This window comes from Bifidobacterium miconisargentati (genome assembly GCF_019331675.1).
GTDB lineage: Bacteria > Actinomycetota > Actinomycetes > Actinomycetales > Bifidobacteriaceae > Bifidobacterium > Bifidobacterium miconisargentati.
This window is the reverse complement of sequence record NZ_JAHBBJ010000004.1, coordinates 66,894-87,721: the sequence shown is the minus strand read 5'-3', so window position 1 is coordinate 87,721 and position 20,828 is coordinate 66,894. Positions and strand designations below refer to the sequence as shown.

The following is a 20,828-nucleotide window of genomic DNA, read 5'->3' as shown; positions in this document are numbered from 1 at the left end:
TCAGTTCTCCTTTTCCTGAGCCGCGATGTCGCCGCGCTGGAAGATGAGCGCGCCGAGCAGGCCGACGAGCAGTGCCACGATCACGCCGAGGTTGGCGGACGCCCATGCACCGTCCTTGCCGCCGAAGAAGCCGAGGAAGTAGCCCTGCCATTCGAGCCAGCTGGCGGAGGTGTTGACTACGAGGCCCCAGCCGAGCAGGGTGCCGACCACGAGGATCACGAGCGACTTGACGTTCCAGGCGCCGTAGCGGCCGGACGGCTTGTAGAGGTCGTCGGTGGCGTAGTCCTTGCGGCGCAGGAGCACGTCGGCGATGAACAGGCCGGTCCACACGGCCATCGGCACTCCGAGGGTGATGAGGAAGCCCTGGAACGGGCCGATGAAGGTGTCGGAGAAGAAGGTGACGTACACCACGCCGAGCACGGTCAGCGCGGCGGTCAGACCGGCGGCGGCCACGCGCGGCAGCTTGATGCCGAAGCTCAGCAGTGCCAGGCCGTTTGAGTAGTTGTCCATGATGGCGCCGGACATGAGGCCGAGCACGGCCACGATGGTGAAGGGCACGAGGTACCAGGTGGGCAGGATGGAGGCCATGGCGCCGATCGGGTCGTTGCCCACGGCGTCGGCGAGGTCCTTGTTGGACACGGCGAGCAGGCCGCCGTAGATGACGAGCAGCACGGGGGCCAGGGAGGCGCCGAACGTGGACCAGAACACGATGCCGGTGTTGGAGGACTTGCGCGGCAGGTAGCGCGAGTAGTCGGCGGCCACGTTCACCCAGCCCAGGCCGAAGCCGGTCATGACGAACAGGCAGGCGCCGAGCACGGCAGGCGCCGAGCCTCCCTGGGAAGCGCCCACGGCGGCGAAGTCGATGTGCGACCAGCCGAGGATCAGGAAGCCGATGGTCACCACGCCGCTGATGACGGTGATGGCCTGCTGGGCCTTCATGATGAGGTCGTAGCCGAAGATGCCGGCGACCACCACGAGGCCCACCACGATGACGGTGGAGATGATCTTCGGAGCCGCGCCGGATCCCCAGCCCAGACGCTGGAAGGTGGAGGCGAGGGCGAGCACGGCGGTTGTGGTCAGGGAGATCTCCCAGCCGAGCGTGGCGATCCAGCTCAGCACGGACGGCACCTTGGCGCCTTCGACGCCAAAGGTGGCGCGGGTGATGACCATGGTCGGCGCGTTGGCGCGCTTGCCGGCGATGGAGACGACGCCCACGAGCAGGAACGAGACGACGATGCCGATGATGGAGGCGAGGGTCGCCTGCCAGAACGAGATGCCGAAGCCGAGCGACCAGGCGCCGTAGGACATGGCGAGCACGGAGATATTGGCGGCGAACCAGGGCCAGAACAGGTCCTTCGGGCTGCCGTGGCGGTCGGACTCGGCGATGGTGTCGATGCCCTGCTCCTCCACGGAGAGCGCGGAGCTCTTCTCCTTGGTGTCACTCATAGTGAACCTTCTTCTTGTTGGTGTTGGTTGGTTGTTTCGTTGAACGGATTGCGTTTGTTCTGGCTCCCTCTCTGAGGGGAGCTGTCGAACATAGTGAGACCGAGGGGAGGGCTGCGGTTAGCCCGGCACTCCCCTCAGTCCGCGTCGCGGACAGCTCCCCTCGGAGAGGGGAGCCGATGTAATGGACTCACCCGTGGGCGGATGGAATCAATGGGGAAAGCGCGTCGTCCGCACGGGTCGATGCACGGCCGGACTCGTCGGAATCGGTCGACGCCCCGGTCGCCCTGTCATGATCGGCCGTGACTCCCACGGCGGGCAGCGCCCCGCTCCCCTGTCCCGGCACGGCGACGTCTCCCGGATCCGGGGGCACGTACCGGTAGACGGCTGCGGGGCGCTGACGCCCCTCGCGCACCTTCTCGCCGGTGTCCTCAAGGTCGCCGGAGGCGAGCATCTTGCGGCGGAAGTTCGCCAGATCGAGGCTTTGGCCGGCGATGGCCTCGTACACGCCATGCAGCTGACGCAGCGTGAAAGTGGGGCCGAGCAGCCGGGTGGCCACGTCCGAGTATTCGATCTTGGAGCGCAGCCGGGCCAGCGCGTAGTCGATGATCTCGCGGTGGTCGAAGGCCAGCGGCGGCAGATCGTCATCCGGGAACCAGCGCACGTTGTCGCCGTCCTCGAAATCCGCGGCCTCGCGCTGTTCCACCAACGCCCAGTAGACGATGGAGACCATCGGCAGTCCGCCGCGCGAACGGGCGGGGTCGCCGAAGGTGTAGAGCTGTTCGAGATAGCGGGGATGCAGGGACGTGGTCGATTCGAGCGCCGAGTAGGCCGATTGCTCCAGCGAACGGTCGGCCCTCAAATCGCCGCCCGGCAGCGCCCAGAAGCCCAGGAACGGCTGACGGACGCGCCTGACGAGCGGCAGCCAGAGTCTTGAGTGGGCGGCCGAGGCACCGCGGGCCGCAGGCCTCGCGGATGTCCCGGATGCCCCATCCCCGGAGGCATGGCTCGAATCGGCGGCGTCGCGGATGCCGTCCGACTGCGGGCCGAGCGTCAGGATCACCACGGATACGCCGACCTGCGGCGGTGCGCTGCGGCGCTCGGATACGTTGCCGAATCCCATGCCATGCCTCTTTCTCTGTGCGGAGCGTCCCCTCGGGTTCACAGCATAGCACTAGTTATAGTCACTGTGACTATAACTGTTCGGGACGTGGATCACACGGCGTCCTCGCCGGTCACATCGTCCACTGGCGGCAGGAACGGGGCCAGCGAGGGCAGGTCGTCGAGGGAGTCGAGTCCCATCATGTCCAGGAACAGGGCGGATGTGACGAGCAGCGCCGCACGGGAATCGGGATCGACGCCCTCCTCGCGCACCAGACCGCGCACGGCGAGCGAGCGGATCACACCGTCGGAGTTGACGCCGCGGATGGCGGCCACCTGCGCGCGCGTGACCGGCTGGCGGTACGCCACGATGGCGAGCGCCTCCAGTGCCGCCTGGCTCAGCCGGGCAGTCTGCCCGTCGGTCACGAACGCGGAAACGACCGGCTCGTAGACGGCCCGGCTTGCGAACTGCCAGCCGCTTGCGGTCTCACGCAGCTCGAAGCCGCGCGGACGGACACCCGCGTCCGGATCACCCTCGTATTCCTCCCGCAGGGATGCCAATGCCAGTTCCACGGTCCGCGCACCGCAACCGAGCACGCGGGCCAGGTCGGCGGGCGTCTGCGGCTGGTCGGCGGCCATCAGCACCGCCTCGAGGCAGGCGGGCAGACCGCCGGGATAATCGCCCGCCGGTCCGGACACGGCGAACGTCATCGGCCGGCCGGACTGAGGCGGCATGGATGCGACTCCCCCGCCGTCCGGCGTCACGCCATCGCCCGCGGATCGCGCAGCGGCGTTGGTCTGCGTTTCCTGAGTTCCCGTCATGCGAAGTCACCTTCCGAAATCGTCACATCGTCATCGTCGCCGTTCCCGTCCGCGGCCGGGGAGTCGTCGTCCGGGCCGGGGACCCAGCGCAGGCGCAGGTCCTCGAACGGCCCCTCCTGGCGGTACTGCAGCGAGCCCTGTTTGAAGAACATGAGGATGGCCATGAACCGGGCCACCACTTCGATGCGGGTTACGCAGTCGGCGGTGAGCTCCCGGAAGGACAGCGATCCGGCATCCCCATCGGACTTATCGGGTTCCGTACTCCCCCGCTCCAGCGCGGCCCTGAGCCGTTCGCGCACCAGCAGGGATTGGGCCCGCAGATCGACCAACGGCACGTGCAACTGATGGACGGACACTTCCGAGGCGGGAGCGTTGGCGATCACGCGGGCGGCGAGACGGGCCAGGTCGTCCGGCGTCAGCGTCCAGACGAGTTCGGGCAGGAGCGAGGCCACCGACTCGTCCACCATGGCGGGATGCGGGAATCGGCCGGCGTTGAGCGTCATGCGTGCGCGGAAGTCGGCGGAGGCCTGTTTGTAGGCCCGGTATTGCAGGAGGCGCGCGAACAGCAGGTCGCGTTCACGCAGGGCCGCGAGGCTTTGCTCATCGCGCTGCCCCTCCTCGTCGGCGGGCAGTAAGGCGGCGCTTTTGGCCTCCACCAGAATCGAGGCCACGTCGAGGAAGGCGCTGGCCTCGTCCATGTTGCGCACGAAGTCGAGTCCGCGCACATAGGCGAGGAACTCCTCGGTGATCGCGGAGAGCGAGACCTCCGTCAGTTCGAGGCGGTTGTTGGCGATCATGCCGAGCAGCACGTCGAACGGCCCCGAGTAGACCTCAAGGTTCACCCGGAAGCCGGTGACGGGCTGGCTTCCCGGCCCGTCCGGACGGGAATCGGGCACGCCGGTCACGCCACGATGCCGCGGGCGATGAGCTCGCGGGCCACGGCCCGGTACTCCTTGGCGGTCTTGTGCTCGGGGGCGTACACCGTCACGGGCGCGGCGGCCACGCTGGAATCCGGCAGCTTGATGGAGCGGGAGATCACGGTGTGGAAGACCTTGTCCTGGAACGCCTCGTAGATGCGCTGGCAGACCTCCTCGCAGTGGAGGGTCTTGGTGTACATGGTCACCAGCACGCCGCTGACCTCCAGCGCCGGGTTGATGCGGGACTGCACCTTCTCGATGGACTGCATGAGCAGCGCCACGCCGCGCAGGGCGAAGAACTCGGCGGCCACGGGGATGATCACGCCGTCCGCGGCGGTCAGCGCGTTCACCGTGAGCAGGCCGAGGGAGGGCTGGCAGTCGACGATGATGAGGTCGTATTCGTTCTTGACCTTGCGCAGCACGCCGTTGAGGATCTGTTCGCGGCCCACTTCGGTCACGAGCTGCACTTCGGCTGCGGACAGATCGATGTTCGCGGGGATGATGTCGATGTTCTCGAACGTGGTGTGCTGGACCACGTCGTGCGGGTCCACGGAGATGTCGAACAGCGCGGTGTAGATGGTGTTCTCCACGGTGTTCGCGTTGATGCCCAGTCCCACGGTGGCGGCGCCCTGCGGGTCGAAGTCCACGATGAGCACGCGGCGGCCGTATTGGGCCAGCGCGCCGGCGATGTTGATGGAACTGGTGGTCTTGCCTACGCCGCCCTTCTGGTTGCACATGGCGATGACCCTGGCCGGGCCATGCTGCTGCAGCGGTTCGGGGGCGGGGAAGGTTTCGTATTCACGTCCAAGCAGATCGGTAGGCATACCGTCCACCTTATCAATATCCTCCTCGTCTTGCCGGGCAACGACATACGTTCCCACCATAGGCAAAGTCCCCTGACGGAAATCCTCGCCCCGATCGTCGCGCCAATCGCCCATGTCAGCCTCCGTATGTTCTCCTTCCTCACAGCCTACTCGCGGGGCTCGGCCAGTGCGATGGCGCGGCAATGGAACGAATCGTGCCGTACGGAGCCGGTCCGCGGCGCCCGATGCCGTCCGGCGCGGTTCTCCGCGCAAACCGGGTTTCCGGCCGGGGCCATGGGTTACGGGAGATTCATCGGATGGTTCACTTCGCGCGCGGATGGGCCATAAGGTAGGCCTCGATGAGGTGTTCGGGGCTCACATGCGTGTAGATCTGCGTGGTGGTCACGCTGGCGTGGCCGAGCAGTTCCTGCACGGTACGCACGTCCGCACCGCCCTGGATGAGATGGGTGGCGAAGGAGTGGCGCAGGGTGTGCGGGTGGAGCGGACGGGTGATGCCGGCCTTCTCCCCCGCCTGGCGGACCACCTCCCAGATGGACTGACGGGAGATGCGACGGCCGCGTTTGTTGAGGAACAGCGCCCGTCTTTCGGGCGTTTTGGCGGTGGTTCGACGTTCCAGCTCGCCACGGCCCATGTTGAGGTACCGGGTCAGGGCCTCGCAGGCGTATCCGCCGACGGGTACGAGCCGTTGTTTGGAGCCTTTGCCCATGAGTCGGGCGACGTGTTCGTCCAGGTCGATGTCGTCGAGGTTCGCGCCGGCGGCTTCGGAGACGCGGCAGCCGGTGGCGTACATGAATTCGAGGAGTGCTTTGTCTCGCAGCTGGATCGGATCCACGGCGCCCGCATCCGTGCCGGCGGCGGTTTCGGGCGGGGCGACGGCGTCCAGCAGACGTGCCACCTCGTCGATGTTCAGCACGTCGGGCAATGTGGAGGCTCCTTTGGGAGCTTTGACGGAGGCGGAGACGTCGTCGGAGACGATGTGCTGCGCGAGGGCGAAACGGTGGAATTCGTGCAGGGACGCGAGCCTGCGGGCCTTGGATCGCGGGGACTCCCCCGCCGCGTCCAATGCGGCGACGTAATCCTCCACGTCCTGGGTGCGGATGGCGTCGGGTTCCCCGATGCCACGGGACTCCAGCCAATCCACGTATTTGGCGATGTCCGATTCGTACGCCTTCACCGTGGCCGTGGCGAGCCCCCGCTCCACTCCGATGTGGACGAGGAACTGTTCGGTGAGTCTGGCGAATGAGTCGGTCATGGAGTCCTATGGTAATCGGAATTGTCGTTTTTCTGGCTTCCCTCTCTGAGGGGAGCTGGAAATATGACGAAACCCCGCTCGGCGAGCGGGGTTTCTGTCAGAAAATCACATCAGTCCACTGGACTGTCTGTTTCAGGCCTGACGCGCTTGACGCGCGTCCTTCGCAGCACAGCTGCTCACCTCGGCTACAGACAGTCCACCGGACTGTCTGTTTCACGCCTCGGCGGGAGCGTTGACGTCCTCGGGCAGAGCGGCCTTGGCGGCGTCGACGATGGTCTTGAAGGTCTCCGGATCGGAGACGGCCAGCTCGGCGAGGGCGCGGCGGTCCAGCTCGATGCCGGCCAGCTTCAGGCCCTGGATGAAGCGGTTGTAGGTGATACCCTCAGCGCGGACAGCGGCGTTGATGCGCTGGATCCACAGCTTGCGGAAGTCGCCCTTGCGAGCCTTGCGGTCGCGGAAGTTGTAGTTAAAGGAGTGCAGCAGCTGTTCCTTGGCCTTGCGGTACAGGCGGGAGCGCTGGCCGCGGTAGCCGGAAGCCCTCTCGAGAACGACGCGACGCTTCTTGTGGGCGTTCACTGCGCGCTTGACACGTGCCATAATCTATTTCCTCAGCTTTCTAAAGTCTTGTTATTTCCGGGTGGGCCCTAAGCTCACTTCACCAGAAGCTGCTTGATCTTCTTGGCCTGGCCGCCGCGCAGGACGTCGTCGGCAGACAGGGCGCGACGCTTGCGAGCGGACTTGTGCTCGAGGTTGTGGCGCATGGCGGAACCGACGTGCTTCACCTTGCCGGAGCCGGTGATCTTGGCGCGCTTGGAAGCGGCGGAATTAGTTTTCATCTTCGGCATTGCTGCCCTCCTTGCTGGTTTGCTTCTTCATATCGGAAGTCTGCGGGGAAACCGAGGCCTTGGCTTCGGCCACGGCCTGGGCCTGCGCCTCCTGCTTGGCGGCCAGGCGGGCGGCCTGGCGTGCCTGGCGTTCGGCGCGGGATTCCGCACCGCGACGGCGCTGCTCGGACTGGGTGTGCACCTTCTTGCCCTTCGGAGCGAGGGTCATGATGATGTTGCGACCCTCCTGCTTCGGCTTGGACTCGATGGTGCCGTACTCCGCCACGTCGTCGGCCAGACGCTGCAGCAGTTCCACACCGCCGATCGGGCGGGAGATCTCGCGGCCACGCAGCATGATGGTGACCTTGACCTTGTCGCCGCCGTTGAGGAAGCGGGTCACATGACCCTTCTTCACGTCGAAATCATGGTCGTCGATCTTGAGGCGGAAACGAATCTCCTTGATTTCCGCGGTGCTCTGGTTGCGGCGGGCTTCACGAGCCTTGATCTTCTCGTTGTACTTGAACTTGCCGTAATCGATGAGCTTGGCGACCGGAGGCTTCGCGTTCGGGGCCACCTCGACGAGATCGAGGTTTGCCTCCTTGGCCAGGTTCAACGCGACGGAGGTCGCGATGACGCCCACCTGCTCGCCCTTCGGGCCGATCAGGCGTACCTGCGGGACGCGAATCTCGTCGTTAATGCGTGGTTCGTCGCTGATGATGACTCCAATCCTCTGCTGTTCCTCGCGAGGCTCATCTGGCAGTCGATTCAACGCGACAGGTTCATGGCAAGCCGAAGCCGGCGCAATGCGCACGTTTCGCAATCCGTGATATGCATTCACGAATCATCACAATCGCCGTGTATGGAAACAGACGGCAATCTGAAGGCTTATGCCTTGAACCCGAGGCCTTGAAAGGCTTCCAGGTGGGGTTGCCCCGCTTTCTTGATTTCTCAAGCCAAATGGAAAGTCTACCACACGCCCGGACATCACCGCCCCGCGTGTCGGGACATCACTGCACGGCGCGCAGCAGTCCACCGATGCCCTCGGTTTTCAGGATCTCGCGGTACGGTCCGGCCTCCTCGGCGATGAGTTGGTCGATGGCACGCATGCCGAGCACCTCCACCGGCGCCTTGTCGTCCGTCAGGATCAGCGAGGAATCGGTGGAGCCGGCCACCGGATCCGCCACCGGCGTCATACGTCCGGCGACCTCGCTCATGTACGCCGCGAGTTCGCCGTCATGCGTGCGGTCCCATGTGGCGGCCCGCAGCGACCCGGCGCTGACGTCCTTCGCCATGCCACTGGTGATCGGCTCCGAGACGGTGCCGATCTCGCCGGTCCCGCGCCAGGAATCGCTGCAGCCGTCGTACCGCGACAGCTCGTCCTTGGTGGGGGCCTTGGCGAACAGCTCCCGGTTGGTGGTGTTCGGCACGTCCGCCGTAAAGGTCGTGCCGACGCGGCATGCCCCGTCGAACGTGTTGGCGATGGTGGCCTGCAGCGCCTCGTTGATCGAGCCGGCGCCGTCCGAGACCATGTTCATGTTGACCACCATCACGCCGCCCGGATTGAGATGCTCGCGCACCATGGAGAAGAACTCGTCCGAGCTCATCTGGAACGGGATGGTGATGTCCTGATATGCATCGACCATAATCACGTCGTACGTGTCATGCGAGGCGGCCAGCCAGGCGCGGCCGTCATAGGTGGAGACGGGCACGTCGGCCGGCTCGTCGAAGTAGGTGCCGGCCAGATCGGTGATCTTCCGGTCGATCTCCACGCCGGTGATCGCCATGTCCGGATAGTACTGCCTGAGCTGACGGGCGTACGTGCCGGTGCCCATGCCCAGGATCAGCGCGGACTCCGCCTTGTCGGCGAGCGCAGGCGCGGCGAGGGCGGTGTCGTAGTACATGCCGGTCAGTCCCTTGTCCTTCATCGTGACGGACTGGACGCCGAAGAGCACGTTGGTGGACAGGATCGTGCGGTCGGACAGGTTCTTGACCTGCAGGTAGTTGTATATGGACTCCCCCTCGTAGGCGAGGTTGGTCTCCCAAAACGCGAAGCCGGTGAGCGGCGAAACGCAGCCGGTGATCACGAAGATCACGGCGGAGACCACGCAGGCCACGCGCCTGGCCCTGATGGAGATGAAGTAGGCGAGCGGGATGAGCAGCAGCACGCCGGAGAAGATGAGGAAGCTCACGAACGTGCCCACGGCCGGGATCGTGACGAACGTGGGCAGGAAAGTGCCCAGGATCGAGCCGACGGTGTTGCATGCGGACAGCCGTCCCACCACGGAGGCGTTGTCCTCCAACGAGGTGGTGGCGAACTTGTTGAGTCCGGCGGTCACGGTGCCCAGCAGGAACAGCGGCGGCACGAAGATGATGGCGCAGCAGATGAACGCCGCGATGACGAGGAAGTTCGTGGAGACGGTGACGATGAGCAGGCCGGAGATGATGAGGATGAGGTACTTGCCGACCAGCGGGATGAGCGCGATCCACACGGCGGCCACCATGATGCGCAGGTACAGCTTGTCCGGGTTCGGGTCCTTGTCCGCCCAGCGGCCGCCGAACACCGCACCCAGGGCGAGGGCGATCATGATGGTGCCGATGATGATGGTCCACACGATCTGCGAGCTGGAGAAGTAGGGCGCCAGCAGCCTGGATGCGCCCAGTTCGGCGGCCATCACGGACATGCCGGAGAAGAATTCGGTGACGTAGAGGAACACCTTCGATTTGAGGATGGGCCTCTCGCTCGCTTCGGTGATGTGCGCCATGCCGCTCCCCCGTTCTCTCCATCCGGATGATGTCCCGTTTCGCCCAGCCTAGCAGCGATGGACGGCGACGAGCGGCATGGAGGGCTACAGTTGGACGCATGAGCAAGGTGTGCGTGATTTTCGGCGCCGGCGAATACTACGCCGGCGATCCCGTGGTGCCGTCCGGCGCGTATGTGGTGGCGGCCGACGGAGGGCTCGACCATACGCGCGAGCTGGGCATCGCCCCGGACGTGGTGGTGGGCGACTTCGATTCGCTGGAGGGGCGCCAACCGGCAGCCGGCACGCATACGATCGCGCTGCCGCCGCTGAAGGACGATCCGGACATGCTGTCCGCACTGAAGGTCGGCTGGGCGGCGGGCTGCCGCGAGTTCCGCGTCTACGGCGGGCTCGGAGGACGCATCGACCATTCCATCTCCTGCATCCAGCTGATGGCGCTGCTGTCGCACCACGGCGCAAGCGGCTACCTGTACGGCGACGGGCTGATCGTCACGGCCATCACCGACGGCAGGCTCTCCTTCCCCGCGCATCCGGTGCCCGAGGACGGCCGCATGGTATCGGTGTTCTCCCACTCAGACGTTTCGCTTGGCGTGAACGAGCCGGGGCTCAAATACGAGCTGAGGGACGGCACGCTGACCAACACGGTGGTGCAGGGGGTCAGCAACGAGTTCCGCGACCAGGTGGACGCGGACGTCAGCGTGGAGCATGGCACGCTGATCGTCACCTTCCCCATCGAGGTGGCGCTGCCCGAGGTGAGCCGGTTCCGCGCATTCGACGGCGGCATCGGCGAACTGGACACCGAGGTGTCCAAACTGCTGGTTCGCTGAACCATCCGCGAATCGGTGCTTTCCCCTGCCGGCGCCCGGCATACGGTCATGCGGCGAACGGAATGTGAACGCTCACAAAAAAACGGGCGATTTTACCCAAAACGCATGCTGCAACATTGCCTTGTGTACAGACAAGGCATTAAAGTAACAAGCGTTGGTAAACAATGGCCCGGTGTGCGCATGCCCACCATGGCCACCCTACAAGGGAGAATTACATGACAGTTAAGATTGGTATCAACGGCTTCGGTCGCATTGGTCGTCTCGCCTTCCGTCGCATCTTCGAGCTGCAGGCTCGCGGCGGCCAGGCTGGTGACATCGAAGTTGCCGCCATCAACGATCTGACCACCCCGGCCACCCTGGCTTACCTGCTGAAGTACGATTCCACCCACGGCACCTTCCGTCACGACGACGGCACCCCGGTCGACGTCAAGGCCACCGAGGACTCCATCGTGGTGGACGGCAAGGAGTACAAGGTCTACGCCGAGAAGGACGCCAACAACATTCCGTGGGTCAAGAACGACGGTGTCGAGTACGTGCTCGAGTGCACCGGCTTCTACACCTCCGCCGAGAAGTCCCAGGCCCACATCAACGCCGGCGCCAAGAAGGTCCTGATCTCCGCCCCGGCCAAGGATGACGTCACCCCGACCGTCGTGTTCGGCGTGAACCACGACATCCTCAAGGCTTCCGACGTGATCGTGTCCGCCGGTTCCTGCACCACCAACTCCATGGCCGCCATGGTCAAGCTGCTGGACGAGAAGTTCGGCATCAAGGCCGGCTTCATGACCACCATCCACGCCTACACCGGCACCCAGATGCTGCTGGACGGCCCGCGTGGCACCAAGACCGGTCGCAACCTGCGCGCCGCCGCCATCAACACCATCGCCCACTCCACCGGCGCCGCCAAGGCCATCGGCAAGGTCGTTCCGTCCGTGAACGGCAAGCTGCAGGGCCACGCCCAGCGCGTCCAGGTCCCGGACGGCTCCGTCACCGAGCTGACCACCGTTCTGAACACCGAGACCACCGCCGACGAGATCAACGCCGCCTTCAAGGAAGCCTTCGAGAACTGCGAGTTCTACGGCTACAACGATGAGGGCATCGTCTCCTCCGATATCCTCGGCGACACCCACGGTGGCGTGTTCGACCCGACCCAGACCGACGTCAACACCGTTGACGGCGTGACCCTGGCTCGCACCGTCTCCTTCTACGACAACGAGTACGGCTTCACCTCCAACATGATCCGTACCCTGCTGTACTTCGCCGAGATCTCCGAGTGAGTCTCGCCTGAAGTCGGCCCGGCCGCAAGACCGGTAGACGGATGGGTTCGCGGTTGCGCGAATCCATAGGCATTTGATGAAACCCCCGCCCCGTGCGGGGGTTTCTTCGTAGTAGAACGGGAATCATGGCTAAGAAAAGCAAGCATGACAAGGGCGCGGGATCCACGCCGGCGACCGTCCAGCTGGAGAGGGCCGGCGTGGCGTTCCATGTATACGAATACGAGCATTCGAACGACCATATGGACGACGGCTACGGCGTGGAGGCGGCCACCAAGCTCGGTCTTGACGAGCATCAGGTGTTCAAGACCCTCATGGCGGACACCGGCTCGGAGCGCGTGGTCGGCGTGGTGCCGGTCAGCGGCCACATGGACCTGAAGGCACTGGCGGCCGCCGTGGGCGCCAAGAGGGCCGCCATGGCCGATCCGAAGGTGGCCATGCGCGAATCCGGCTATGTGGTGGGCGGCATCTCGCCGCTGGGCCAGAAAACCCGGCACAAGACCGTGTTGGACGAGAGCGCGCTGCAGTTCGACGAGATCCTGGTCTCGGGCGGCAAGCGCGGCCTGTCCGTGGGCGTCAATCCGAACGACCTGCTGAAGGTGCTGGACGCTGTGGCCGCACCGATCGGCACGTGGTGACGGCTATTCGAAACTGATGGGCATGCAGTCGTTCTGGCCGAAGCCGTTGGCGCTACACCAATCCCAGCCATCGTCGATGCTGCCGAAGGTCTCGCCGGAGAGCATCACGTAGTATTCGGTGGTGCCGCTGCGCTGGTACTTCGGCCAGTCGCCGGACCACAGCAGCACCGTATTCGGCCAGTCGTTCTTGAGATCGACGTACTGCTGCCAGATGTCCTGATAGGTCCAGGTCTTGCCGTCCGCCTGCATGTTGAGCTGCTTGCTGGACAGCTGCGTGGTGTAGTCGCCGGTCAGGTCGTCGACTGCGGACTTGTCATGGCTGATCTGCCGGTCGATGGCGGCCTTGGCGACCTTCTCCCGGCCGTCCTTGTCGAGCGCGTCCGCGCCGGCGAAGTCCTTGGAGTTGTCAAGCTTGGCCTTGTCTCCCTGGGCGTCGGCACCCAGCTCGCCCGTGATCTCCAGGTTGTCCCAATCGGCCTCGCCGGGCACGAACCAGTACTGGGACTGCGCGAAGGCCACGGAGGTTTCGGCGTCCTCGCCGGCCTTGGCGGTCAGCGGGTCGTCGGAGAAGCCGTAGACGGCGTCGGCGAGCGTGGCGTCGCCGTCCTTGAGGGTGATGCGCACGGCGTCGTCATCGAGATTCAGGGTGCTGCCACTGCCGCAGGAGGCCGTGACCTTCAAACGCACCACGAGATCCTTGCCGTGCATGTCGTGGGAGTCGATATTGAAATCCGGGGCGTCGGCGCAGGCCTTGGCCTTGGTGTCGGCGGATTCGCCGGACGTGCCGGAACCGGATTTGCCAGACGTGCCAGTGCTCTGGGAAGACGAGGCCTGGCTCGGCGAACCGGACATCCTCGGATGGATCACCAGCACCCACAGCAACGCGCCGACCAATGCCACAGCCACCACCGCGGCCACGATGATGGCGGCGATCAGCCCCTTGTTCTGCCTGGACTTGGGCTGCGACTGAGACTGAGGTGCGGTCGGAGCCTGAGTCGTGCCGACCGGAGTCCCCGGCACCGGAATCGCGGTGGCACCGGTCGCGGGCTGGGCCGTGTACGGCAACGGCACCGTCGGGGCGGGAACGGCGGATTGGGCCGCTTGCGGCACCTGCGGCGAGACGGGCTGCTGCATGGACGGGTCGACCATCGTGGGCTGCGACGCCAGATCGGCGGACTGGTCGGATTGCGCGGGGCCGGACGCCGCGTCATTCGACGGCGTGGCACCTTGTACAGGCCAGTCGTCACGTTCCTGACCGCATTGCACACAGAATCGATCGTTCTCGCCGAGCTTCGCGCCGCAGTTGGTGCAGAACCGCATGGTCCCTCCCTGTCTCTCAGGACTTCTCTCTACACCGTCATAGTAGGCCCGCAGCCGCATCGGCGCGTTTCGGCGATCATGTTTTACGGGTTTCGGGAGGTTTTACGGAGACGGAGGAGATGACAGAGCACACGCCCGGATCGTTTACGGCCGATAGGGCCTTCCATGCCACCGAACGAACGGCTATCGGGCGAGCGCGCGCACCTGCGGAGGCAGCACGAAATGCATGTTCTCCTTGATGGTCTCCACCGACTTGATGCCGGTGAAACCCCATCCGCGCAACGCCTCGATCACGCCCGAGACCAGCTCGTCCGGCACGGAGGCTCCGGAGGACACGCCCACGGATGCCACGCCCTCGAACCATGAGGGGTCGAGCTCGCCGGCGTCGTCCACGCGGTAGGCGTGGCCTCGCTCCCCAAGCCCCTCCTGGGCCACCTCCATGAGCCGCACGGAGTTCGAGGAGTTCGCCGATCCCACGATGACCACGCAGTCGGACTGCTGCGCCACCAGTTTGACCGCGGCCTGACGGTTCGAGGTGGCATAACAGATGTCGGAGCTCGGCGGCTCCTCGATCCACGGGAACCGGGCCTTGAGCGCGGCGATGGTGCCGGCCGTCTCGTCCACGCTCAACGTGGTCTGCGAGAGCAGCACGAGCTTCACGTCCGGGGTGAAGTCCAGCGAGTTCACGTCCGATTCGTGCTCGATGAGGTGCACGTGCTCGGGGCTCTCCCCCACCACGCCTACCGCCTCGTCGTGTCCCTTGTGGCCGATGTAGACAATCTCATAGCCTTCGCGCACGAACCGCAGCACCTCACGGTGCACCTTGCCCACAAGAGGGCAGGTGGCGTCCACCACATGCATGCCGCGGCGTTCGGCCTCGTGCTTGACTTCCGGGGAGACGCCATGGGCGGAGAACACCACGGGGATGCCCGCGGCGGCGGCCTCGTCGGGGATTTCGGCGAGTTCCTGCACGAACACCGCGCCCTGCGACGCCAACTCCTCCACCACATGCTTGTTGTGCACGATCTGACGACGCACGTACACCGGCGGCAGTCCGTCCGCGCGGGGTTCGCCGGATGATTCCGCGGCCTTGAGAATCGTCTGGACTGTCAGGATCGCACGATCCACGCCCGCGCAGAATCCGCGCGGATCGGCCAGCACGACGGACTTGGTCATCGGAACCTCCTTGGCTTGCATATCGACCTCCAGTGTAAGGCATGGTCCGGCGGTGCCGGGATTGTTGCCGAAACGGAATGAACGCACCGCACGGTCGCGCCGCGGACACGCTAGACTTGTCCGTTAGCGGTAACAATCGGTTACCGGTCCACACACATCTCACTACGGGAGTGATTCTATGACGAACAAGACGCCGCGCACCGGTCAGCAGTACAGCATTTCCTATGGTGATTACGCCGCCGTGATCACCGAACTGGGCGCCACCATGCGCAAGGTGACCTACCAGGGCAAGAACGTGATCGTGCCGCTGGGCCCAGACGACCCGGTGACCTGCTGCCATGGCCAGCTGCTGGTGCCGTTCCCCAACCGCATCGCCGGCGGCACCTACGAGTTCGAGGGCAAGACCTACACGCTGCCCATCGACGAGCACGACCGCAACACCGCCATCCACGGCTACGGCTACCGCTCCTTCTGGAAGCTGGAATCCCTGACCGAGACCTCCGTGACGCAGTCCTGGCGCGCCCCGTTCCTGCTGGGCTACCCGTTCGACGTGACCGTGACCGCCATCCACGAGCTGGCTGAGGACGGCCTGCACATCACCGTGACCGCCCAGAACGACGGCGACGTGGACGCCCCGTGGGCCCTGGCCATCCACCCGTGGCTCGACAACGGCTTCAACGGCTACGGCGACGAGATCGACGGCCACAACGCCCAGTGCCATCTGACCGTGCCGGCCGACACGCACGTGACCGTGGACGAGAACCTCATCCCCACCGGCACCGAGCCGGTCGCCGGCACCAAGTACGACCTCAACGACAATCCGCTGCTGGTCAACCAGCCGTTCGACGACGCCTGGACCGACCTCCGCCACGACGAGGACGGCAGCGTGACCGCCACGTTCACGCGCCCCGATGGCCTGGTCATCAAGGTCGGCGGCGACGAGACCATCACCTCCTTCCAGGTGTGCACCGGCACCGGCTTCCCGGCATTCCAGCACCCGGCCGGCACCGCTGTGGAGCCGCAGACCGCGTACGCCAACGCCTTCAACACCGGCAACGACCTCATCGTGCTCAAGCCCGGCGCCTCCAGCACCACCAAGCTGTTCATCAAGGCCGAGCAGCACTGAGTCCGGTTCCTTGCTCCCCGACTCCTCTCACGCGATTGCAGAGGAGCCGCTTTCGGGGCCGACGAAGCCTTCGGGATGGTCACGAATCGCCGGGCGGGCCGGCTTTCCGACTGCCGTGTTGCATCCGGTCCGGAGAATGTGGCATAATTCCGAAGGCTTATTTTTTACTTAGCAAAGGAGTCCATCATGGGCATGCGCGGACGTAAGCGCAAGGATCGTCGTAAGAAGGCCGCCAACCACGGCAAGCGCCCGAACGCCTGATCCTGGCAGCGTTTGACAAAACGTGAAAACCCACCTGAGCAATCAGGTGGGTTTCTTCGTATTCGGCCCATTCCGCAACACCGCCTGACATCGACTTCTACGGGCCGGTTCACAAGCGGAACCATCCAACGGAACGGAGGTGGCTGGCCGGGGTATGCGGTTCCAGACCGTAGGCTTGGCCGAACGGCCTTGAGTGTGTCGGGAACCGCATACCCCGGCCAGCCAGCGGTCAACCGCTAAGCCATAGAAAGAGACCTACTTGCCGTCGCCGCAACAGTGGTCCAGCGTGGCCTTGAGCTTGGCCATCAAGCACTCCGGTGCCACATCAGGCCGCAGATAGGCACGCAACGAGGCGATCATCGCCTGTTCGCGCGCGCTGCAACAGCTGGACGGATCGAAACAGCCATCACCGGAGACTGCCGCATCGGCGACATCGGACATGCCGGAAATCTCCGTGATATGCACTTCGGTCTGGCTGACCGAACCGTCCGCCCCGGTACGGGTGATGGAGATATGACGAGTCCGCTCGATCTGATTGTTCATCGCCTCTCCTCCCCCATACGGGTATACGCGACTCCCCTGCCGGAAGCCGCCTCATCATTACCATTTCCATTATGGACTCGTTCGGCCGTTCCACGCCCGGTTTCGCCGGACTTCGCGGATGGTGAACCCACCCGCGAGGCCGGTCGGCCGGAATCGTCCACGCCCTTGTCTTTGTCCACGGCCGGCAGGTACCCGCGTTCGCGCGCATAGGACGCCAGCTCACGCTTCAGCTGCGTGCGCGCGCGGTTCAGCCGGCTCATCACCGTGCCGATCTTCACGCCCTGCTCGTCCGCCACCTGCTGGTATGACTTGCCGTCGATCGCCGCGTCGATGAACACCTGGCGGCGTTCCGGGGAAAGCTTGGCGAGCGCGGCCATGATCTCCTCGGGGGCGAAGGCGTCCAGATACTCCTCCTCCGCGGATTTGAGACCGTCCGACGTGTGCTCGGCGGCATCGTAGATATCCCAGTCGTCGTATTCGCCAGTCGAGTCGTTGGCGCGCTGCGGACGACGCTTGGCTTTGGCGTACTGGTTGAAATAGGCGTTGCGTTCGATGGTGGTCATCCACGCCTCGAAGTTGGATCCCTCCTGGAAGGAGTCGAAGGCCTTGAACCCGCGTTCGAACGTGTCCTGCACCAGATCCTGAGCGTCGTCGGGGTTGTTCGTCAGCTTCATCGCCTGACGGTACAGCGCATTGACGGCGGGCATGGCGAGCCGTTCGAACCGGGCGCGCTTGGCGGCCACGGATTCGCCCGCCGCCGGTCCCGCGGTCCGAGGGTCCACGCCCTCCGCCGCAGATGCCGTTTCCTGCCCCAATCCGCCGGTTGCACCGGACTGCTCGATCGCTTCGCTTGTCGTCACGGTTGCCCATTCTAGCCAAATCATGTGCCCATATCGTGGCCGATGACGTGTGAGCCACGCCACGATACAGCCTCCTTGTAGAATGGCTAATCGGCTAACAACAGGGAGAACGATTTATGGCTTTGACTTTGGCTTCCGCCGCCGCACTGCTCAGGGAACACCATCTGCTGCGCGAGATCATCAAGAACGATGTATGGACCGATGACGCCACGCGGATTGACGCCGCCGACAACCCGTTCGCGGCGATCACGTACGATACCCGCAAGGTGACGCCCGGCACGCTTCTGTGCTGCAAGGGCCGCTTCAAGGCCGAATACCTGGAGGGCATCGACGCCAAGGGTCTCCAGGCGTACATGGCCGAGACCGACTATTCCTCGGTGACCGACGCCCCCGGCCTCATCGTCACCGACTCGCGCAAGGCGATGAGCCTGCTGTCCGCGGCGTTCTACGGCCGCCCGCAGGACGAGCTGACGGTGATCGGCATCACCGGCACCAAGGGCAAGACCACCACCACGTATTTCACGCAGGCGCTGCTCAACGCGGTGTCCGGCGGCAAGGCGGCGCTGTTCTCCTCCGTGGACAACTGTCTCGACGGCCACACCTACGTGGAGTCCGACCTGACCACGCCCGAATCGATGGACGCCTTCCGCATGATGCGCGAGGCCGCGGATAACGGCATGAAGTACCTGGTCATGGAGGTCTCCTCCCAGGCGTACAAGGTGGACCGCGTCTACGGGCTCACCTTCGACGTGGCGGCGTTCCTCAACATCTCCCCCGACCACATCAGCCCCATCGAACACCCCACGTTCGAGGACTACCTGTACTGCAAGCGCCAGATCGTGGCCAACGCGAAGACGCTGGTCCTGGGCGCGGACAGCATGCACGCGGACCTGATTCGCCAGGATGCGGCCCTCGCCAGCATTCCGGTCACCACGTTCGCCCTGCATGACGCGGACGACCAGGGTACCGGGGCGAACGTGACCGCCCGTCCTATGGACGCCACGCACTCCACGTTCCGCATCACCGCGAACGACGTCGAGCTGGGCGACTTCCACCTGTCCATCGATGGCGACTTCAACTATCTCAACGCCGCGGCGGCCATCGCCATCGCGCATGCGGCCGGCGTGTCCCTGGAGGACACCAAGCCGTTGCATGCCATCGAGCCGGTGCGCATCGCCGGCCGTATGGAGCAGTTCCGCGACCCGCAGTCGAACACGCTGGCGATCGTGGACTACGCGCACAACTTCGCGTCCGTGACCGCGCTGCTTGATTTCGTGTACGAACGTTGGGGCGATGAGCACCCGCACATCACGCTGGTCACCGGTTCGGCCGGCAACAAGGCGTACGACCGCCGCAAGGAGATCGTCGAGGCGGCGCAGGACCGCATCGCGAACTTCATCTTCACGGCCGAGGATACGGACACCGAACCGTTCATCGACATCTGCATGGAGATGCAGGGCTACATCACGAACAAGGACGTGGCCTCCACGGTGATCTCCGACCGTCCGACGGCCATCATGAACGCCGTGTACGACGCGCGCGCCCACGCCGGCCGCTTCAACATCCTGCTCATCATCGGCAAGGGCGACGAGCGTTGGATCAAGGAGCACAACAAGCATGTACCGTTCGAGGGCGACGACCGCGTGGTCGAGCGCATGTTCGGCCTGTGAGGCCCGATAACGGACGATTCAGGCGACGACGATTCGAGTAATCAGGCAAGTCAGAAGGAAAAGGCATACAGTTCAATGATTACGTTGGAGAAGGTTGACGGACAGACGCTGGAGGCCGAGGCGGCGAAGGCGAGCATCGCGCTGCCGATCGAACAGACCAAGGTGTGGTCGGCGTTCCAGGCGGACATCGAGGGGCGCACGCCGTGGGGCGACTACCTCGTCAAGCGCGACGGCAAGCTCATCGCCGTGATCTCGTTCATCGACTTCGAGACGCATGGCTACCATTACCTGCGTTCGATGCACGGCCCGGCGTGGGTGTCCAAGCCGAGCGAGGCCGAGGAGCGCGAGGTGATCGACGCCATCGTGGCCATGGTCAGGAAGACCGACACGAAGGTGGCGTTCCTGCGCATCGACACCTGGTACACCGGCGGCACGCACAAGGTGCTGTCCACCGTGCCGTACGATTTCACCGTGGTCATCGACGTGACCGGCGGCGACGATGCGATCATGGGCCGTATGAAGCGCCGCGGCCGTCGCGACGTGCGCAAGTCGCTGCGCGAGTGCCCGGCCGAGGTGGCGGACGAGACACAGCAGGCGCTTGCCGATTTCGCCGAATACTACGATGTGATGGTCGAGACCGGCAAGCGCGACGGCTTCCGTCCGGCCCCGATGAGCGACTACTCCGACATGATCAAGGCGCTGGGCGCGGATCATTGCCGCGTGTTCGCCGCGCGTATCGAGGGCCGCGTGGTGGCATGGTCCATCGTGACCGTGAACGGCACGCGCGCCGTGCGCTACTACGCCGGCATGCGCAACGAGGTCATGCGTTTGCATGTGACGGACAAGCTGCTCTACTCCGAGTGCTGCATTCTGGGCGCCCAGGGCATCACCGACTACGACCTCATGGGCATCGGTTCCGGTTTCGCGCCGTCCCTCAAGGGCCTCAACGAGTTCAAGACCAAGTTCACCGAAGAGGTGACGCCCGTGGCCCCGGCCCGCGACGTGCCGGTCAAGAAGGCGTTCTACTGGGCGTTGCAGACCCTGCAGAGCGTGCGCAAGGCGCTGCGGAAGTAGGGCGTTGCGCATTTAGCCCGCTAATTCGACAAAAAGGGAATCGGCTTTCGGCCGGTTCCCTTTTGCTATGGCCCTGTTAAACCAAGATTGACATGGCCCTTATTCTCGGCTCCCCTTGTC

Annotated in this window: 21 protein-coding genes; 7 read left to right on the top strand and 14 right to left on the bottom strand. The window is 64.8% G+C overall.

All coding sequences use genetic code 11. The features are described 5' to 3' along the window. The 10 genes from KIH81_RS03695 to KIH81_RS03650 all read right to left on the bottom strand — a co-directional run bounded on the left by KIH81_RS03695 (position 1) and on the right by KIH81_RS03650 (position 9,945). Positions 1-1,446, bottom strand: coding sequence for a purine-cytosine permease family protein (locus KIH81_RS03695; protein WP_214304116.1), 1,446 nt, complete (start codon positions 1,444-1,446; stop codon positions 1-3). 187 nt (positions 1,447-1,633) lie between these two features. After that, the gene (locus tag KIH81_RS03690) at positions 1,634-2,566 is read right to left on the bottom strand and encodes an NUDIX hydrolase (RefSeq protein ID WP_214304115.1); all 933 of its coding nucleotides are present in this window, start codon (positions 2,564-2,566) and stop codon (positions 1,634-1,636) included. A 92-nt stretch (positions 2,567-2,658) separates the two neighbouring features. Continuing rightward, positions 2,659-3,279: an SMC-Scp complex subunit ScpB gene (gene scpB, locus KIH81_RS03685; RefSeq protein WP_214304188.1), complete on the bottom strand. Its 621-nt coding sequence runs from the start codon at positions 3,277-3,279 to the stop codon at positions 2,659-2,661. Between the two features lie 83 nt (positions 3,280-3,362). Further along, positions 3,363-4,262, bottom strand: a complete 900-nt coding sequence (locus tag KIH81_RS03680) for a segregation and condensation protein A (RefSeq protein WP_338024733.1) — start codon at positions 4,260-4,262, stop codon at positions 3,363-3,365. Positions 4,263-4,267: 5 nt separating this feature from the next. Beyond that, entirely contained in the window at positions 4,268-5,107 is an 840-nt protein-coding gene (locus tag KIH81_RS03675; protein WP_214304114.1) for a ParA family protein, read from the bottom strand. Positions 5,108-5,408: 301 nt separating this feature from the next. Beyond that, entirely contained in the window at positions 5,409-6,359 is a 951-nt protein-coding gene (xerD, locus tag KIH81_RS03670) for a site-specific tyrosine recombinase XerD (RefSeq protein ID WP_214304113.1), read from the bottom strand. Positions 6,360-6,572: 213 nt separating this feature from the next. Next, positions 6,573-6,956, bottom strand: coding sequence for a 50S ribosomal protein L20 (gene rplT / locus KIH81_RS03665; protein WP_109057723.1), 384 nt, complete (start codon positions 6,954-6,956; stop codon positions 6,573-6,575). Between the two features lie 53 nt (positions 6,957-7,009). Next, entirely contained in the window at positions 7,010-7,204 is a 195-nt protein-coding gene (gene rpmI / locus KIH81_RS03660; RefSeq protein ID WP_109057724.1) for a 50S ribosomal protein L35, read from the bottom strand. Beyond that, positions 7,185-7,952 (bottom strand): translation initiation factor IF-3, encoded by a 768-nt coding sequence (infC, locus tag KIH81_RS03655; RefSeq protein WP_236029232.1) that lies wholly within the window; start codon positions 7,950-7,952, stop codon positions 7,185-7,187. Before infC ends, rpmI begins: the two co-directional genes overlap by 20 nt. 238 nt (positions 7,953-8,190) lie before the next feature. Then, positions 8,191-9,945 carry a spermidine synthase gene (locus KIH81_RS03650; protein WP_236029229.1) on the bottom strand — a complete coding sequence of 585 codons (1,755 nt, stop codon included), beginning with the start codon at positions 9,943-9,945 and terminating at the stop codon, positions 8,191-8,193. A 98-nt stretch (positions 9,946-10,043) separates the two neighbouring features. On the opposite strand from KIH81_RS03650, the gene KIH81_RS03645 reads away from it, so the two are divergent. The 3 genes from KIH81_RS03645 to ybaK all read left to right on the top strand — a co-directional run bounded on the left by KIH81_RS03645 (position 10,044) and on the right by ybaK (position 12,678). Beyond that, positions 10,044-10,769 (top strand): thiamine diphosphokinase, encoded by a 726-nt coding sequence (locus KIH81_RS03645; protein WP_214304112.1) that lies wholly within the window; start codon positions 10,044-10,046, stop codon positions 10,767-10,769. 215 nt (positions 10,770-10,984) lie between these two features. Beyond that, entirely contained in the window at positions 10,985-12,043 is a 1,059-nt protein-coding gene (gene gap / locus KIH81_RS03640) for a type I glyceraldehyde-3-phosphate dehydrogenase (protein ID WP_033890062.1), read from the top strand. Positions 12,044-12,168: 125 nt separating this feature from the next. After that, entirely contained in the window at positions 12,169-12,678 is a 510-nt protein-coding gene (gene ybaK, locus KIH81_RS03635) for a Cys-tRNA(Pro) deacylase (RefSeq protein WP_214304111.1), read from the top strand. A gap of 3 nt (positions 12,679-12,681) precedes the next feature. On the opposite strand, the gene KIH81_RS03630 is transcribed toward ybaK, so the two are convergent. Next, the gene (locus tag KIH81_RS03630; protein WP_214304110.1) at positions 12,682-13,998 is read right to left on the bottom strand and encodes a zinc ribbon domain-containing protein; all 1,317 of its coding nucleotides are present in this window, start codon (positions 13,996-13,998) and stop codon (positions 12,682-12,684) included. Positions 13,999-14,181: 183 nt separating this feature from the next. Further along, entirely contained in the window at positions 14,182-15,195 is a 1,014-nt protein-coding gene (locus KIH81_RS03625) for a 4-hydroxy-3-methylbut-2-enyl diphosphate reductase (protein WP_214304109.1), read from the bottom strand. Between the two features lie 157 nt (positions 15,196-15,352). Between KIH81_RS03625 and KIH81_RS03620 the strand changes: the two genes are divergently transcribed. Further along, positions 15,353-16,300, top strand: a complete 948-nt coding sequence (locus tag KIH81_RS03620) for an aldose 1-epimerase family protein (protein ID WP_214304108.1) — start codon at positions 15,353-15,355, stop codon at positions 16,298-16,300. Positions 16,301-16,486: 186 nt separating this feature from the next. Further along, on the top strand, positions 16,487-16,561 hold the full coding sequence (locus tag KIH81_RS12330; RefSeq protein ID WP_003817083.1) for a 50S ribosomal protein bL37: 75 nt from the start codon (positions 16,487-16,489) through the stop codon (positions 16,559-16,561). A 255-nt stretch (positions 16,562-16,816) separates the two neighbouring features. On the opposite strand, the gene KIH81_RS03615 is transcribed toward KIH81_RS12330, so the two are convergent. Further along, positions 16,817-17,104 carry a hypothetical protein gene (locus KIH81_RS03615; RefSeq protein WP_214304107.1) on the bottom strand — a complete coding sequence of 96 codons (288 nt, stop codon included), beginning with the start codon at positions 17,102-17,104 and terminating at the stop codon, positions 16,817-16,819. Then, positions 17,101-17,811, bottom strand: a complete 711-nt coding sequence (locus KIH81_RS03610; protein ID WP_236029249.1) for a sigma-70 family RNA polymerase sigma factor — start codon at positions 17,809-17,811, stop codon at positions 17,101-17,103. Before KIH81_RS03610 ends, KIH81_RS03615 begins: the two co-directional genes overlap by 4 nt. Positions 17,812-18,080: 269 nt before the next feature. On the opposite strand from KIH81_RS03610, the gene KIH81_RS03605 reads away from it, so the two are divergent. Together KIH81_RS03605 and KIH81_RS03600 are read left to right on the top strand one after the other, a co-directional pair. Continuing rightward, positions 18,081-19,634 (top strand): UDP-N-acetylmuramoyl-L-alanyl-D-glutamate--2,6-diaminopimelate ligase, encoded by a 1,554-nt coding sequence (locus KIH81_RS03605; protein ID WP_214304106.1) that lies wholly within the window; start codon positions 18,081-18,083, stop codon positions 19,632-19,634. 75 nt (positions 19,635-19,709) lie between these two features. Next, on the top strand, positions 19,710-20,708 hold the full coding sequence (locus tag KIH81_RS03600; RefSeq protein ID WP_214304105.1) for a lipid II:glycine glycyltransferase FemX: 999 nt from the start codon (positions 19,710-19,712) through the stop codon (positions 20,706-20,708). Positions 20,709-20,828 lie beyond the last annotated feature (120 nt).